Source organism: Bradyrhizobium sp. MI1.3 (genome assembly GCF_055811695.1).
Genome location: NZ_JBVVPQ010000006.1, coordinates 83,977 through 99,379, shown reverse-complemented (window position 1 = coordinate 99,379; position 15,403 = coordinate 83,977). Strand labels below are relative to the sequence as shown.

Annotated in this window: 12 protein-coding genes; 7 read left to right on the top strand and 5 right to left on the bottom strand. The window is 64.7% G+C overall.

What is annotated here, in order from left to right:
• Nucleotides 1-135: 135 nt before the first annotated feature.
• A complete protein-coding gene (locus AC0L3A_RS05980) occupies nucleotides 136-1,323 on the bottom strand; it encodes a L,D-transpeptidase family protein (protein ID WP_354201073.1) in 1,188 nt (395 codons plus the stop codon).
• A 322-nt stretch (nucleotides 1,324-1,645) separates the two neighbouring features.
• Between AC0L3A_RS05980 and AC0L3A_RS05975 the strand changes: the two genes are divergently transcribed.
• On the top strand, nucleotides 1,646-2,488 hold the full coding sequence (locus AC0L3A_RS05975) for a hypothetical protein (RefSeq protein ID WP_473253849.1): 843 nt from the start codon (nucleotides 1,646-1,648) through the stop codon (nucleotides 2,486-2,488).
• Nucleotides 2,489-2,490: 2 nt separating this feature from the next.
• Here the strand turns inward: AC0L3A_RS05975 and sseA are convergent, their stop codons facing one another.
• The 3 genes from sseA to AC0L3A_RS05960 all read right to left on the bottom strand — a co-directional run bounded on the left by sseA (nucleotide 2,491) and on the right by AC0L3A_RS05960 (nucleotide 5,299).
• Nucleotides 2,491-3,348: a 3-mercaptopyruvate sulfurtransferase gene (sseA, locus tag AC0L3A_RS05970; RefSeq protein ID WP_473253822.1), complete on the bottom strand. Its 858-nt coding sequence runs from the start codon at nucleotides 3,346-3,348 to the stop codon at nucleotides 2,491-2,493.
• 144 nt (nucleotides 3,349-3,492) lie between these two features.
• A complete protein-coding gene (locus AC0L3A_RS05965) occupies nucleotides 3,493-3,906 on the bottom strand; it encodes a rhodanese-like domain-containing protein (protein WP_007600700.1) in 414 nt (137 codons plus the stop codon).
• Nucleotides 3,907-4,123: 217 nt separating this feature from the next.
• Complete coding sequence (locus tag AC0L3A_RS05960) at nucleotides 4,124-5,299, bottom strand: vWA domain-containing protein (protein ID WP_007600698.1); 1,176 nt, start codon at nucleotides 5,297-5,299, stop codon at nucleotides 4,124-4,126.
• A 123-nt stretch (nucleotides 5,300-5,422) separates the two neighbouring features.
• On the opposite strand from AC0L3A_RS05960, the gene AC0L3A_RS05955 reads away from it, so the two are divergent.
• The 4 genes from AC0L3A_RS05955 to AC0L3A_RS05940 all read left to right on the top strand — a co-directional run bounded on the left by AC0L3A_RS05955 (nucleotide 5,423) and on the right by AC0L3A_RS05940 (nucleotide 10,148).
• Nucleotides 5,423-5,668, top strand: a complete 246-nt coding sequence (locus tag AC0L3A_RS05955; RefSeq protein ID WP_007600697.1) for a GlsB/YeaQ/YmgE family stress response membrane protein — start codon at nucleotides 5,423-5,425, stop codon at nucleotides 5,666-5,668.
• 92 nt (nucleotides 5,669-5,760) lie between these two features.
• On the top strand, nucleotides 5,761-6,603 hold the full coding sequence (locus AC0L3A_RS05950) for an AAA family ATPase (RefSeq protein ID WP_007600695.1): 843 nt from the start codon (nucleotides 5,761-5,763) through the stop codon (nucleotides 6,601-6,603).
• A gap of 687 nt (nucleotides 6,604-7,290) precedes the next feature.
• Nucleotides 7,291-8,595 (top strand): nicotinate phosphoribosyltransferase, encoded by a 1,305-nt coding sequence (gene pncB / locus AC0L3A_RS05945; RefSeq protein WP_007600693.1) that lies wholly within the window; start codon nucleotides 7,291-7,293, stop codon nucleotides 8,593-8,595.
• Nucleotides 8,596-8,840: 245 nt separating this feature from the next.
• Complete coding sequence (locus AC0L3A_RS05940) at nucleotides 8,841-10,148, top strand: GGDEF domain-containing protein (protein WP_007600691.1); 1,308 nt, start codon at nucleotides 8,841-8,843, stop codon at nucleotides 10,146-10,148.
• 14 nt (nucleotides 10,149-10,162) lie between these two features.
• Here the strand turns inward: AC0L3A_RS05940 and AC0L3A_RS05935 are convergent, their stop codons facing one another.
• Nucleotides 10,163-10,783, bottom strand: a complete 621-nt coding sequence (locus AC0L3A_RS05935) for a TetR/AcrR family transcriptional regulator (RefSeq protein WP_473253848.1) — start codon at nucleotides 10,781-10,783, stop codon at nucleotides 10,163-10,165.
• A 534-nt stretch (nucleotides 10,784-11,317) separates the two neighbouring features.
• Between AC0L3A_RS05935 and AC0L3A_RS05930 the strand changes: the two genes are divergently transcribed.
• Together AC0L3A_RS05930 and AC0L3A_RS05925 are read left to right on the top strand one after the other, a co-directional pair.
• Entirely contained in the window at nucleotides 11,318-14,722 is a 3,405-nt protein-coding gene (locus tag AC0L3A_RS05930; RefSeq protein WP_473253821.1) for an acyl-[ACP]--phospholipid O-acyltransferase, read from the top strand.
• Nucleotides 14,723-14,727: 5 nt separating this feature from the next.
• Nucleotides 14,728-15,402, top strand: coding sequence for an esterase/lipase family protein (locus AC0L3A_RS05925; protein ID WP_473253820.1), 675 nt, complete (start codon nucleotides 14,728-14,730; stop codon nucleotides 15,400-15,402).
• Nucleotide 15,403 lies beyond the last annotated feature (1 nt).

The following is a 15,403-nucleotide window of genomic DNA, read 5'->3' as shown; positions in this document are numbered from 1 at the left end:
TTTTTTCTCTTCCGTCGTGGTGGTCTTTTGTCTCTCTCCCTCCTTTCTTCTTGGGTTCGCTCTTTTTCTCCTCCCCGCCCCCCCCCCCCCCCCCCCCCCCCCCCCCGTCATCAGATCAATTCTTGCGAGGCCGATTCAGCGCACGGTGACCGGTGCGGGCAGCGGCGGCACCACTGTCGGCTGGGTGCCTCCGACCGGGCCGGCCTGCGCGGCCATCGGAGCGGGGCCGGCAGCGCCGGGCACGGGCGCGGCGGATGCGGTCGCAGTTCCCGGCGGCGGACCACCCGGCATCACGACCACGCGGGTGCCGACCTTGACGCGATCGAACAGGTCGGAGACGTCCTCGTTCAGCATGCCGATGCAGCCGGAGGACACGAACTTGCCGATGGTCGAGGGCTGGTTGGTGCCGTGGATGCGGTAGACGGTCGAGCCGAGATACATCGCGCGGGCGCCGAGCGGATTGCCGGGACCGCCGGCCATGAAGCGCGGCAGATAGGGCTGTCGCTCGATCATCTCGGTCGGCGGATGCCAATCCGGCCACTCGGCCTTGCGGGTGATCTTCTGCACGCCCGTCCAGGTGAAACCGTCGCGGCCGACGCGGACGCCGTAGCGGATCGCACGACCGTTGCCGAGCACGTAATAGAGGTAGGTATTCGGGGTATCGACGATGAGCGTTCCGGCCGGCTCCTTGGTCGCCAGCGAGACCTCCTGGCGGCGCAGGTTCTGCGGCAGCTGCGCCGGAGCGGCGTCAGGCTGCTCCTCGGGCGGCAGCGAGGCGATCGCCATCGGCCGGCCGTCGGCACCCACGGGCGGCTGACCGGCCTGGACCGTTCCGGTCGCGCCGGGACCACCGACCGCCTCGGGCGGACGCAGGCCGTCACTGCCGGGCGCCTGTGCCGGACGATCGGCGTAGATCACCGCGGGCGGGCCGGCAGGGCGGCCATAGCGCGGATCGTCGGGCGACGTCACGGGACCCTGCGGCGGCGCAGCCGAGTAGACGGGGGCACCTGCGGGACGGCCATAACGGGGATCATCCGGCGACATCACCGGACCCTGCGGCGGCGCGGCGGAATACACCGGGGGAGCGCCGGGCGGACGGCCGTAGCGCGGATCCGGGCCGGGCGGCGGCAGCGCTGCCTGCGGCATCGAATCGTCTTCATCGTCCATAGCGTCGAAATTCGGCGCGCGGTCGCCGGGCCGATATTCGGCCGGCGCGCCATAGCTCGGCGCCTGCTGGACCGGATAGCTCTGGGCCTGCGCGAGCGAGGTTCCCGCCGCAGCGACTGTTGCGGCAGCGCATATCGTCAGAAAATGTTTGATCATCATCGCTCTTGTATAGTCCCCGGGCCCCGTCCGGACCGTTAACGGCCAGATGACGGAAGATAGCGGCACATTCAAGACATTACAGGCGGATTTGTGCCCGATTTGCCGATTTGTGATCCGCAAGACTACCGTTGCCTCCTTGCATCACGGGACGAAAATCAGCCCACGCCCGAGATTGCTGGACTAGCCGGCTCTGTTTTTTACGGAACGGCGCGGAATCGTTGCGGTATGTTCGAATCAGCCTGATTCGCCGCCGCTTTGAGCTTCGATCCCCCGCGTGGCGAACGCGGCAAGCAGTACCGTCACCGCGTTCAGATGGCTCATGGGCCCTGGCCACTTCGCCGCTGGGGCGGAAATTCGCAATCCCTCGATGCTTCCCGGCTTTCGCTTTCTGTTTGCCGCGATCCTGCTGTCAGCCTCTATCCTGGTATTCGGCCTGGGCGCCGCCGCGCTGCTGCGGGCGAGCCACGAGCAGTATGTCAGCAACCCCTCCTGGCGGAATGGTCCGCAGGAGCAGGTGTTTGCACAAGCTCCCGAGCCGGCCCAGCCGGTGCTCGCGGTCCTGCGCGCCGAGCCGGAGGCGGCCACCGATCCGACGCCGTCGCTGCGCGATCAAGTCCCGACCATCGCGCTGCCGATGAGCGAGCCCGAGCCGGTCGTCATGGTGACAACCGAGACCGACGGTCAGCCGCAGGTCGTTGCAGCTCCGGCTGACGTCCCGGCCGAACCGGCCAATGTCGAGGCCAAGGCCGAGACGACGACGGACGCCGCGGCGCCGGCCTCAAGCAACACGCTTACTCCGGCCGACGCCAGCGCATCCATCGCCGAGGCCAAGCCGGTTTCGATCGCTCTCACAAGCAAACCAACACCTGCCGCCCCCAGCGCAGCCTCGGCTTCGTCCACGTTCGACATGGCGAGCGCGAAGTTCGCCGCATTGAATAACCTGGCGACCACGGCCTGGAAGGATCCGCCGGCGAACGCCAAGGCCGACGCTAAGGCCGACAGCAGTTCGCCGGAGAGCAAGGCGACCAAGCCGCGGGCGCACCGGGTGAAGAAGCGCCGCCGCATTGTCCGGCGTCCGCCGCCGCCGGTTCAGCAACTCGATCCGTTCGGGCAGCCGCAACCCACGCTCGCCGCAACGACGACCGCGCGCGCACGCCAGTAGGGTTACGCCGGCCCCGTTTCGATTGGCGGTCCCTTTTCCTGGCCCCATTCTGACCATGAGCCGTCGTAGAGCGCGGTGTCGGTGATGCCGAGGCGATAGAGCGCCAGCGTCAGCACGCCGGCGGAGACGCCGGAGCCGCAGCTCGTCACGATCGGCGCATCGAGCCTGACGCCGGCGTTCGCGAAGGCCGCGCGGAGATCATCGAGCGGCTTCATCGTGCCGGTCGCGGCGTCGAACAGCAGGTTATAGGGCACGTTGCGAGCGCCCGGGATATGGCCGGAGCGAATGCCCGCGCGCGGCTCGGGCGCCCGGCCCTCGAACCGGTCGGCGGCGCGCGCGTCGATCACCTGCTCGACACGGCTTTCGACGTTGGCGATCAATTGCTGCATGCTACGCACGCGCTTGGAATCGTAGCTCGCCTTGAACGTCGCGGGCTTCGGCTTCGCCTCGCCACTTTCGACCGGACGCCCCTCGGCGCGCCACTTCTTCAGGCCGCCATTGAGAATGCGCACATTGCCGTGGCCGAAGGCCAGGAACATCCACCACGCGCGGGGAGCAGCGACCCAGCCGCCGGCATCGTAGAGCACGACAGTATCGGCATTGGAGATGCCGAGTTGGCCGACGTCGCGGCCGAACTGCTCGGCGCTCGGATACATGTGCGGCAGCGGGTTGGAATGGTCCGAGACCGCATCGACGTCAAAGAACACCGCGCCCGGCAGATGCGCGGCGAGGTAATCGTCCTTCGGCAGCGGCAGCACGCCCGGCAGCTTGAAGCTGGCGTCGAGCACCTTGACGTTGGCATCGTTGATGTGGGCGGCGAGCCATTCGGTGGAGACGAGGGGATCGGTGGGGGTGGTCATTGGCTTTTCCTTGCAGTCATTACGGTGCGCGCGCAGCGCGAGAGAGTTTGATACGGCGCGCGGCAAATTCCGCTGTCATCGCCCGGCCTGGATTCCCCGCCTTCGGGGAATGACGCCGAAAATTGGAGCGGCAGCGCAGGACCCTCACCCCTTCTTCTTCGGCTCCCATTGCTCCACCGGCCCGCCGGCGTCGCGCCAGGCGGCGTAGCCGCCGGCGATGTGGGCGACGGGCTTGAGGCCCATGTCCTGCGCGGTCTTGGCGGCGAGCGCGGAGCGCAGGCCGCCGGCGCAATGGAAGACGAACTTCTTGTCCTCCTGGAACACCGGCTTGGCATAAGGGCTCTGCGGATCGATCCAGAATTCGAGCATGCCACGGGTGCAGGCGAACGCGCCGGGGATGCGGCCGTCGCGTTCGATCTCGCGGGGATCGCGGATATCGACGATAACGACGTCGCCGTTCTTCGAGATCTCGATGGCGCCCTTGGCGGTGAGCGTCTCGATCTCGGCATTGGCCTCGTCGATCAGCGCCTTGATGCCGCGGGTGATGGTCTGGGGCATGTGGCTCTCCCTCTTGTTCTGTCGCCGATCCCAGGCGATCTGCCGGAGGCGGTGGTCACCTCTCCCGCTTGCGGGAGAGGTCGCGGAGCGAAGCGACGCGGGTGAGGGCTCTCTCCTCTAGGGGAGCGTCGCCCGTGGAGAGACCCTCTTCCCGACCCTCCCCCGCAAGCGGGGGAGGGAGCGCGATCCCATCGCCGATGGAGCGCCTCGTCATCAGCTAGTGCGTCAATTCCTTCATCGCACCCTCGAGCCCCTCGATCGTGATCGGATACATGCGGTTGGCGAAGATGCGTTTGATGATGGTGGTGGATTCCGAATAGTCCCAATGCTTCTGCTGCACAGGGTTGAGCCACACCGCATGCGGATAGGTGCGGATGATGCGGTCGAGCCAGACCGAGCCGGGCTCCTCGTTGACGTGCTCGACCGAGCCGCCGGGTACCATGATCTCGTAAGGCGACATCGAGGCGTCACCGACGAACACGATCTTGTAGTCGTGCGGGTATTTGTGCAGCACGTCCCAGGTCGGGGTGCGGTCGGTGAAGCGGCGCTTGTTCTGCTTCCACACGCCTTCATAGAGGCAGTTGTGGAAGTAGAAATATTCCATGTGCTTGAACTCGCTCTTCGCCGCCGAGAACAACTCCTCCACCTGCTCGATATGCGCGTCCATCGAGCCGCCGATGTCGAAGAACACCAGCAGCTTCACCGCGTTGCGGCGCTCGGGCCGCATGTGCACGTCGAGATAGCCGTGATTGGCGGTTTCGCGGATGGTGGTGTCGAGGTCGAGTTCATCAGGCGCGCCGGTGCGCGCGAATTTGCGCAGGCGCCGCAGCGCCACCTTGATGTTGCGGATGCCGAGCTCGACATTGCCGTCGAGGTCTTTGAACTCGCGCTTGTCCCACACCTTCACGGCGCGGTTGTTGCGGTTCTTGTGCTGGCCGATGCGTATGCCTTCGGGATTGTAGCCATGGGCGCCGAACGGCGAGGTGCCCGCCGTGCCGATCCATTTCGAGCCGCCCTGATGGCGGCCCTTCTGCTCCTCGAGGCGCTTCTTCAGGGTCTCCATGAGCTTGTCCCAGCCCATGGCCTCGATCTGCTTCTTCTCGTCGTCGGTCAGGTATTTCTCGGCGAGCTTCTTCAGCCATTCCTCGGGGATCTCGGCCCCCTCCATGGCGTCGAGCAGGCTTTCCAGTCCCTTGAACACGGTGCCGAAGACGCGATCGAACTTGTCGAGGTTGCGCTCGTCCTTCACCAGCGAGGTGCGCGACAGATAATAGAAATTCTCGACCGAATAGTCCGACAGATCAGCATCGAGCGCCTCCATCAGCGTGAGGTATTCGCGCAGCGTCACGGGGACCTGCGCATCGCGCAGAGAAGTGAAGAATTGCAGGAACATGGGTGACAGATTGCCCGTCGGGGGGCGAACGTCAAGGGGCGGAGGCCACTGCTCTGCGCTGGACCGGGAGGCTTTTTGCTCTAGAATTGGCGGTCTCACGGGGTTGTTTTGGGGACGTTTGCAATGGGAATTCTCGCAGCGCTCATCATTGGCGCGATCGCAGGCTGGCTTGCCGGCAAGATTGTCCACGGGGCGGGATTTGGGCTGATCGGCAACATCGTCGTCGGCATCATCGGTGCACTCGTGGCCGGCTGGATTCTGCCTCAGCTGCACATCCAGCTCGCAACGGGCACGGTCGGAGCCATCGTGGATGCCACGATCGGCGCGGTGATTGTGCTCGTCATCCTTTCGCTGATAAAACGGGTCTGAAAGCCTGACCGAACCAGGAACGGCCGCCACGCGCGGCCGTTCCCATGTCGCGACCGGGGCAATGCCGGGACGACGACCAACAAGGACGCGCGATGAAATTTACCGGCACCAAGGACTATGTTGCGACCGACGATCTCAAGGTCGCGGTCAATGCCTCGATCGTGCTGGAGCGCCCGCTGCTCATCAAGGGCGAGCCCGGCACCGGCAAGACGGTGCTGGCGGAGGAAGTGGCGAAGGCGCTGAACGCCCCGCTTCTGACCTGGCACATCAAGTCCACCACCAAGGCACAGCAAGGCCTCTACGAATACGACGCGGTGTCGCGCCTGCGCGACAGCCAGCTCGGCGATGCGCGCGTGTCCGACATCAAGAACTACATCAAGCGCGGCAAGCTGTGGGATGCCTTCACCGCCGAGCAGCGCCCGGTGCTGCTGATCGACGAGATCGACAAGGCCGATATCGAATTCCCGAACGATCTCTTGCTCGAGCTCGACCGCATGGAATTCCATGTCTACGAGACCGGCGAGACGATCAAGGCCAAGCAGCGCCCGATCATGATGATCACCTCCAACAACGAGAAGGAGCTGCCGGACGCGTTCCTGCGCCGCTGCTTCTTCCACTACATCAAGTTCCCCGATGCCGATACCATGACCCGGATCGTCGATGTCCACTTCCCCGGCATCAAGAAGCGGCTGGTCGAGGAAGCCCTGCGCATCTTCTTCGAGGTCCGCGAAGTGCCCGGGTTGAAGAAGAAGCCGTCGACCTCGGAGCTGCTCGACTGGCTCAAGCTGCTGCTCAACGAAGACATGAGCGTCGAGCAGTTGCGCGAACGCGATCCGCGCAAGCTGATCCCGCCGCTGCACGGTGCGCTGCTCAAGAACGAGCAGGACGTGCATCTGTTCGAGCGGCTGGCGTTTCTGAGTCGACGGGAAGTGTAGACAACGGCTCTGCACGCTCGCAATCGCAAGGCGAACGCGCGACGAGCGAACCTGCCAGGACCGGGGGCCCGATCACAGCAGGACAATTCCGTAGTCCTGGCGATCGCTGCTGTTTCGCAACGGGCCAGAAATCCGTCGCGGGCATATGCCGCAAGCCTTCGCGTTGCCGAATTCGTCACCCGGAGCTCAAGCTCGGACGTCCGGGCTGCGACGAGCCCTGGTGTTGCGTTGCCTGGCTTTCCGGCGATCACCAGCTTTTCCACAACGCTCTCGACATTGCGCGATACGCGCGCGAGCTTCCTTGGCGCCGGACCACTCATCGGTGTCGAAGGCCCGTTCCCATTTGCCGGCAAATGGTCGTTCGATATGCCGGCGACGCCGCCCTGCTCCTCGGCCGGCAACGGTCGGCGACCAGTTCGTCGAACCTGTTCTCGGTAACGCCGTCGGTCCTTTCTCTCCTCGTTCCAATCGCGAATACGCTCAACACGGGCAACGATCGGCACGGCCCCCGCGTCACGCTCGCGGGAGGTCCGAGGCCAGGTAGGCCACCCGGCCATCCGCAGACCGGTACGCGAACGGGATCTCTGGGCGATTTCGAGCCGCCCTCGCGCAACCGGATGCTCGGCGGTGACCTGCCCTTCGCCAAATCCACTGGTTGCGCACCGGGAGCCACGCTAGAATTCCCCCATGACAGTGACCGACATTGCGAGCCGAACCTATAATCACAGCTGGCGGCTGGATCCCATCATCCGCAGCCTGCTTGATACCGACTTCTACAAACTATTGATGTTGCAAATGATTCGGGAATCTTACCCGCATCAGCAGGTGACATTCTCGGTCATCAACCGATCGCGCCATGTGCGGCTCGCCGAAATCATCGACGAGGGCGAGCTGCGCGCCCAGCTCGACCACGCCCGCACCATCCGCTTCACCAAGAAAGAGCTGATCTGGCTTGCCGGTAACACTTTCTACGGCAAGACCCACATGTTCTCGGCGGACTTCATCCGCTGGCTCGCCGAATTCCGGCTGCCCGAATACGAGCTGCGCAAGGTCGAAGGCCAGTACGAGCTGCACTTCCACGGGCCGTGGAGCCATACCACGATGTGGGAGATTCCTGCGCTCGCCATTCTCAACGAATTGCGCTCGCGCGCAGCGATGAAGGGCCGCGGCCGCTTCGAGCTCGACGTGCTCTATGCCCGCGCCAAGGCCAAGCTTTGGACCAAGGTGGAGCGGCTGCGCAAACTGGATGGCTTGCGGCTCTCCGATTTCGGCACCCGTCGCCGCCATGGCTTCCTTTGGCAGCGCTGGTGCGTGGAGGCCGTGAAGGAAGGCCTGGGCCCGTCCTTCATCGGCACCTCCAACGTGCTGCTCGCGATGGACAATGATCTCGAAGCCATCGGCACCAATGCCCATGAACTGCCGATGGTCGCCGCGGCGCTCGCCAAGGACGACGAGGAATTGCGCTGGGCGCCCTATCGCATCCTCGACCAGTGGCGCCAGACCTATGGCGGCAACCTCCTGATCGCGCTGCCCGACGCTTTTGGCACCAAGGCGTTCCTGCGCGATGCGCCGGAATGGGTTGCAGACTGGACCGGCTTCCGCCCCGACAGCGCGCCGCCGATCCAGGCCGGCGAGGAGATCATCAAATGGTGGGAGCAGAAGGGCCGCAATCCCAGGGACAAGCTGCTGGTGTTCTCCGACGCGATGGACGTTGGCTCGATCGAGGAGACCTACCACCACTTCACCGGCCGGGTGCGGCTCTCGTTCGGCTGGGGCACCAATCTCACCAATGATTTCGTCGGCTGCACGCCGGACGGATCGTTCAATCTCGATCCGATTTCGCTGGTCTGCAAGGTGTCATCGGTCGACGGACATCCGGCCGTCAAGCTCTCCGACAATCCCGAGAAGGCGACCGGCCTGCCTTCGGAGATCGAGCGCTATTTGCGCGTCTTCGGCGACGCCGGCCGCGTGCGCAAGCCGGTGCTGGTCTAGCGGCAGGGCAATCTCTCCATCGGGTAAACCACTTGGGGCGAATGCGCGACATCGGCTCGCCGATGTCGCGTCAGTTCCGGTTCGACGGCATTTGCAACGATCTGCCAGCATCCGCTTCACAACGCCTTCACCCTGCGACGCAGTCTCCCGGCATTTTCAAGTCGAGTTAAGCACCTTTCGCGCGTAATCCGCGTTATGAGCGGATCGCTCCGCTGGGGTCGTTGAGCGACTTGGGGAAACGCAACGTGTTTCGCAGAACAGCGCCGTCAACGAAGGGACGCAACTTCCTTCACGTCGTCAAACTCGTCTCGCCTTTCGTCACGGTCGTTCTGCTGCAGGCGGCGATCGCCGGATTCAGCCTGGAGGTTATGTCCTCGGTCCGCGCCTATGTCGCGGGCGAAGCGCTATGGTCGCGCTCGCAGAAGAACGCCGTCTATTTCCTCAATCTCTATCTGCATTCGGGCGACGCCAGCCAGTTTGCGCAATATCAGACCTCGCTGGCCGTTCCCATCGGCGACGAGTTCGCGCGCTGGGCGCTCGAGCGCGATCCGGTCGACGTCGAGGCCGCTCGCATCGGCTTCCTGCAAGGCGGCAACCATCCCGATGACGTGCCGGGACTGATATGGCTGTTTCGCTACTTCAAACAGGTCAGCTTTCTCAAGGAAGCGATCCGTGAGTGGGCTGCCACCGACCCCATGCTGCTGGAGCTGAGCGTGTTCGGCGAGGTCATCCGGTCAGAGTCGAAGAACGGGCCGGTTCAGGACGGCAAGCGCCGGCAATTGTTGTCGTCGCGGCTGTCGGAGCTCAACACTCAGTTCACGGTGCACGCCAAGCGGTTCTCCACCGTTCTCGGTGAAGGCTCGCGCGCCATCAAGATGACGCTGACTGGCGTCAATATCGTCACAGCCGCGACGCTGATCCTGCTCCTGATCTGGCACACGCGGCGATTGGTGCTGCAACGACAGGCGTTCGAGGATGCCCTGCATGCCGAGAAAGAGCGCCTGGCCTGGCAGGCGTCGCACGACTGGCTGACCGGCCTGTCCAACCGTCGCGCCTTCGAGGCCCGCCTGCAAAGCGAGTTGGACGACACCGCGGCGGGTTCGGTGGGCCTGATCCTGCTCGATCTCGACCAGTTCAAGGACGTCAACGACAGTTGCGGTCACCTCGCCGGCGACCGTCTGCTCCGCCAGATTTCGCGCCTCCTGCTACAGGAGCGGCGGCCGCATGACCTGGTGGCCCGGCTCGGCGGTGACGAATTCGGCTTAATCCTTCCCCGATGCACGCCGTACGACGCCGTGGATATCGCCGAACGGCTGCGCCGGTCGCTCGAGCTATCCGTCTTCGCCTGGGACGATCGTTGCTTTGCAGTGACGGCCAGTATCGGCGTTGCCTGCATCACCGACGGCAACGCCACGCTCGAGGACGCGATGCGGCGCGCGGATGCCGCCTGCTATCGCGCCAAGGAGAACGGACGCAACCGTGTTCAGGTCGACAACGGGACGACGGACGTCGTCGTCGTCACCTCGCGGCAGCGCAAGGCCGCCAGCGCATAGCAGCGCTCAGCACGTTATCGCATTGGCAGAATCCCGAGCCCCGCGAGATGCGCATCCAGAAATTGTTCGACCTGCTGGCGCAGCATCTGCGGCGGTACGGCCACCATGCGCTCTTCGAGGCCGAGCGAGATGATCCCGTGCACGGCGGAAAACAGTGTGCGTGACAGCAGCGCGATCTGCACGTCGTCTGCCTTCGGAAGCAGCCGCACCAGGGGCGCATGCATCAGCGCGAAGGCCTCCAGCACCATCTGAAGGATGTCATCGGGGTAAGGGCGGTCGTCCTCCATCCGATGTTCGAACAGCGAGCGCAGCAGATTGGCGTGCTCCGCGAAGAATTCGAGGTAGGTCGCAGCCAGCCCATAGAGCTGGCGAACCGGATCCTCGGCTGGAACTTGGCCCAGCCGCACCGTTAGGGCATTAACGGTCTCCCGATTCACGGTCAGGATTACGCCGTCGAAGTCGCCGAACTCGTTATAGACACTTCCAACCGAGCAGCCGGCGGCGTCAGCGACGTCCCGGACTTTCAACGATTTCAGCCCTTTAGTGGCAATAATGCTGCGAGCGATCTCCACGATCTGCTGCCGCCGTCGAGATTTTTTTCGGTCTCGCAACGATTCGTCTTGAACATTGTTCATTTTCAGGCTACTCATCTGAACAATGTTCAAGTTAGTCGGGAGACCTTCAAAATGCAAACCCTCGCTGTTGATATCGCCTCCACCTTCGTCGATGACGCCACAGCTCTCGTGACCGGATTTGGCCGCGCCCTCCTGCGGCTCGCAATGGGGCCGATCGATCGCATCGCAAATGCCTGCGACATTGCCGGCGTCCTGACCGAGCGCCGCGCGACCTTCCGGATGTGGCGGGCCAACCGCCGCGTTCGTCGTGAGGGCCGCCGCTTTAACCTGCTCGGCCGCCTCTCGCCCTTTCGCCGCCTCGCCCATCTCACCTGAGGCGCGCACGCCTCCTTGCCGGAGCGTGATAGAGCCGCGACCAACCATTTGCGAACCAAATGTCGCCACGCGGAGACCAACAGGATCGGAAGGCAAAGGCGTAGAGCAGGCCGGGGACGATCGTCGTCAACCCGCAAATGCCCGTCGCATCTCCTCCGGTCCCGACGCCCATCGGACAATGAAACAACCTCAGACAGCGTTTCCAAAACAGGACTAGTCATGATCAGGGATTTGATGTCGTCACGCCGCTTCGCGCCGCTGTTCTGGGCGCAATTCTTCTCGGCGCTGAACGACAACGTGCTCAAGAACGCACTCGTCATCATCCTGCTTTACAGTGCCGCGACCGGCCACGGAGATGCGCTGGTGACGGTCGCGGGCGCCGTCTTCATCTTCCCCTACTTCATCCTGTCCGGGCTCGGCGGCCAGCTCGCCGACAAATATGTCAAATCCGTCGTCGCAAGGCGGCTCAAATTCGCCGAGATCTTTGCCGCGGGCTTTGCCGCGGCCGGTTTCTTCCTGCACTCGGTGCCGCTGCTGTTCGCAGCGCTCGCACTGTTCGGCGTCATCGCCGCGCTGTTCGGTCCCGTGAAATATTCGATGCTGCCGGACCAGCTCGAGCTCGGCGAGCTCGCGACCGGCAACGCGCTGGTCGAAGGCGCGACCTTCATGGCCATCCTGCTCGGCACCGTTGCCGGCGGCCAGTTCGTGGCCGGCTCCGCGCATATGGGCTGGGTCGCATCGGCCGTGGTCGTGCTGGCCCTGCTGTCCTGGGCCTTCGCCTCCCGCATTCCCGCGACGACGCCGTCCGCACCCGATCTGCCGGTCAACGGCAATCCCTGGACCTCGACGCTCGGCCTGTTGAAGACCTTGCACGCCGACCATCGGCTGTGGGACGGCACCGTGATCGTCTCCTGGTTCTGGCTGGTGGGCGCCATCGTGCTCTCGCTGCTGCCGGCGCTGGTCAAGGAGGTCATCGGTGGCACCGAGGGCGTGGTGACGTTGTGTCTCGCGATCTTCGCAATCGGCATTGCCATCGGCTCGCTGTTCGCCGCGAATCTGAGCCATGTTCGCCCGAACCTCGCGCTGGTGCCGATCGGCGCCATCATGATGGGGTTTGCCGGCCTCGACCTCGCCTGGGCGATCGGCGTGACCGCCAAGGGCCAGGACATCACCGCCGCCGACTTCGCGACCTCGTTCGCGGGCCTGCGCATGCTGGTCGATTTCGTCGCCTTCGCATTCGGCGGCGGGCTGTTCGTCGTGCCTTCCTTCGCCGCCGTCCAGGCCTGGTCCGCCCCCTCCGAGCGCGCCCGCATCATCGCCGCCGGAAACGTGCTGCAGGCCGCCTTCATGGTAGCCGGCTCGCTGTTCGTCGCGCTGTTGCAGGCCGGCGGATTGCACATCGGCTGGATTTTCTTCGGCCTCGGCGTCGCCAGCTTCGGCGCAGTCTGGTTCGTGCTGACGAAGTGGGGCAAGGAAGGCGTTCGCGACTTTGGCGGGCTGCTGTTCCGCGCGCTGTTCCGCACCGAGGTCCGCGGGCTGGAGAACCTGCCGCCTGCTGGCACGCGCATGCTGATCGCGCCCAACCATGTCAGCCTGATCGACGGCCCGCTGCTGCACGCCGTGCTGCCGATCGACGCGAGCTTCGCGGTTGATACCGGCATCGCCAAGGCCTGGTGGGCCAAGCCGTTCCTGCGGGTGGTCAAGCACTACACCATGGACCCCAGCAAGCCGCTGGCCGCGCGCGACCTCATCAAGCTCGTCGCCGCCGGAGAGCCGGTGGTGATCTTCCCGGAGGGACGCATCACCGTCTCCGGCTCGCTGATGAAGGTCTATGACGGCACCGCGATGATCGCGGACAAGGCCGACGCGGTCGTCGTCCCGATCCGCATCGAAGGCGCCCAACGCTCGCATCTCAGCTATCTCAACGGCAGCCAGATCAAGCGCACGTGGTTTCCGCGGGTGACCGTCACCATCCTGCCGCCGGTTAAGCTGCCGGTCGATCCGTCGCTCAAGGGCAAGACGCGCCGCAATGCCGCGGGCGCAGCACTTCAGGACGTGATGATCGACGCGATGGTGAAGAACGCCATGCTCGATCACACTCTCTTCGAAGCGCTCGGACACGCCTATCGCGACCGCGACACCGGCAAGGTCATCGTCGAGGACGCGCTCGGCACCAAGCTGACCTATCGCAAGCTGATCCTGGGCGCCCAGGTCTTGAGCCGCAAGCTGGAGAACGGCACCGCTGTCGGTGAGAATGTCGGCGTGCTGCTGCCGAATTCCGCAGGCGTTGCCGTCGTCTTCATGGCGCTGCAAAATATCGGCCGGGTGCCGGCGATGCTGAACTTCTCGGCCGGCCCGGTCAACGTGCTCGCCGCCATGAAAGCCGCACAGGTCAAGACCGTGCTGACGTCGAAAGCTTTCATCGAGAAGGGCAAGCTCGACAAGCTGATGGCGGCAATCTCCGCGGAAGTTCGCGTCGTCTATCTCGAGGATGTCCGCGCCTCGATCGGCGCGGCCGACAAGATCAAGGGCCTGCTCGCCGGTACCACGCCGCGCGTCGTCCGCCAGGCGGGCGATCCGGCCGTCGTGCTGTTCACGTCGGGCTCGGAAGGCACGCCGAAGGGAGTGGTGCTGTCCCACCGCAATATCCTTGCCAACGCCGCACAGGCGCTGGCGCGGGTCGATGCCAACGCCAATGACAAGGTGTTCAACGTGCTGCCGGTGTTCCATTCTTTCGGGCTGACCGGCGGAATGGTGATGCCGCTGCTCGCGGGCATTCCGATCTACATGTACCCCTCGCCGCTGCACTACCGGATCGTTCCCGAGCTGATCTACCAGACCGGCGCCACGATCCTGTTCGGCACCGACACGTTCCTCACCGGCTATGCACGCTCGGCCCATGCCTACGACTTCCGCACCCTGCGTCTGGTGATCGCCGGCGCCGAGGCGGTCAAGGATCGCACCCGGCAGGTCTTCATGGAGCGTTACGGCATCCGCATCCTCGAAGGCTATGGCGTCACGGAGACCGCGCCGGTGCTGGCGATGAACACGCCCATGGCCAATCGTCCCGGCACGGTCGGCCGCCTGTCGCCGCTGATGGAAAGCCGCCTCGACCCCGTCCCCGGCATCGAGGAAGGTGGACGCCTGTCGGTGCGCGGACCGAACGTGATGCTCGGATACTTGCGGGCCGAAAATCCGGGCGTTCTCGAACCGCTCGCCGAGGGTTGGCACGACACCGGCGACATCGTCGCGATCGACCCGGCCGGCTTCATCACCATCAAGGGACGCGCCAAGCGCTTTGCCAAGATCGCCGGCGAAATGGTCTCGCTGTCGGCGGTCGAGAACATCGCGACGACGCTGTGGCCGCAGGCCGCATCGGTCGCGGTGTCGATCCCGGACCCGCGCAAGGGCGAGCGCATCGTGCTGCTGACGACGGAAAAGAACGCCGAGCGTAGCGCCATGCAGGGCCACGCAAAGACGATCGGCGCGTCCGAGCTGACCGTTCCCGCAGCGATCATGGTGGTCGACAAGGTGCCATTGCTCGGCACCGGCAAGACCGACTACGTCACCGCAACGACGATGGCCCGCGAGCAGGCATCCGCGCCGGAGCGCGAGGTGGCGTAAGAGAGATGCACGAGGCGTCTCAATCAAGCGAGGCGCGATGCCCTGGAGTGGTTCTGCTTCACGGCATCGCGCGCACCTCGGCGTCCCTGATCAGACTGGAACGGGCGCTCCGGGCCAGCGGCTTTGCAACGCTCAACATCGACTATGCCAGCCGCCGCAAGACGATCACGGCGCACGCGGACGATATTCACCTGGAAGTCGCCCGCTTCGCCGAGCGTGAGGCGCCGCTGCATTTCGTCGCGCATTCGATGGGCGGTCTGGTGACGCGCGCCTATATCGCGAAATATCGTCCGGACCGGCTTGCCGGCGTGGTGATGCTGGGCACGCCAAACGGCGGCAGCGAGGTCGCCGATCTCCTGAGCGGATATCGCCTCTACAGCGCATTCTACGGACCCGCCGGACTCGAGCTCACCACCACGTCCACGCCCCGGTCTGACGCCCTGCCCGCGGTGGACTATCCCGTCGGCGTGATCGCGGGAAACCGCTTCATCGATCCCGTCGCCGGCCTCTTGGTTCTGCCGAAGCCAAATGACGGACGGGTCTCAGTGCAAAGCGCGATGGTCGCCGGCATGGCCGACCATATCGTCGTGAAGGCGTCCCATACCGGACTTCCGCGTCACGCCGCCGCCATCGAACAGACCATCGCTTTCCTGCGCGATGGCCGCTTCCGCACCATCTGAA

Bases quoted from the DNA above. Each gene is read 5' to 3' on its own strand.
- AC0L3A_RS05980 (WP_354201073.1), bottom strand. From the start codon at position 1,323: ATGATCAAACATTTTCTGACGATATGCGCTGCCGCAACAGTCGCTGCG.
- AC0L3A_RS05975 (WP_473253849.1), top strand. From the start codon at position 1,646: ATGGGCCCTGGCCACTTCGCCGCTGGGGCGGAAATTCGCAATCCCTCG.
- sseA (WP_473253822.1), bottom strand. From the start codon at position 3,348: ATGACCACCCCCACCGATCCCCTCGTCTCCACCGAATGGCTCGCCGCC.
- AC0L3A_RS05965 (WP_007600700.1), bottom strand. From the start codon at position 3,906: ATGCCCCAGACCATCACCCGCGGCATCAAGGCGCTGATCGACGAGGCC.
- AC0L3A_RS05960 (WP_007600698.1), bottom strand. From the start codon at position 5,299: ATGTTCCTGCAATTCTTCACTTCTCTGCGCGATGCGCAGGTCCCCGTG.
- AC0L3A_RS05955 (WP_007600697.1), top strand. From the start codon at position 5,423: ATGGGAATTCTCGCAGCGCTCATCATTGGCGCGATCGCAGGCTGGCTT.
- AC0L3A_RS05950 (WP_007600695.1), top strand. From the start codon at position 5,761: ATGAAATTTACCGGCACCAAGGACTATGTTGCGACCGACGATCTCAAG.
- pncB (WP_007600693.1), top strand. From the start codon at position 7,291: ATGACAGTGACCGACATTGCGAGCCGAACCTATAATCACAGCTGGCGG.
- AC0L3A_RS05935 (WP_473253848.1), bottom strand. From the start codon at position 10,783: ATGAACAATGTTCAAGACGAATCGTTGCGAGACCGAAAAAAATCTCGA.
- AC0L3A_RS05930 (WP_473253821.1), top strand. From the start codon at position 11,318: ATGATCAGGGATTTGATGTCGTCACGCCGCTTCGCGCCGCTGTTCTGG.
- AC0L3A_RS05925 (WP_473253820.1), top strand. From the start codon at position 14,728: ATGCACGAGGCGTCTCAATCAAGCGAGGCGCGATGCCCTGGAGTGGTT.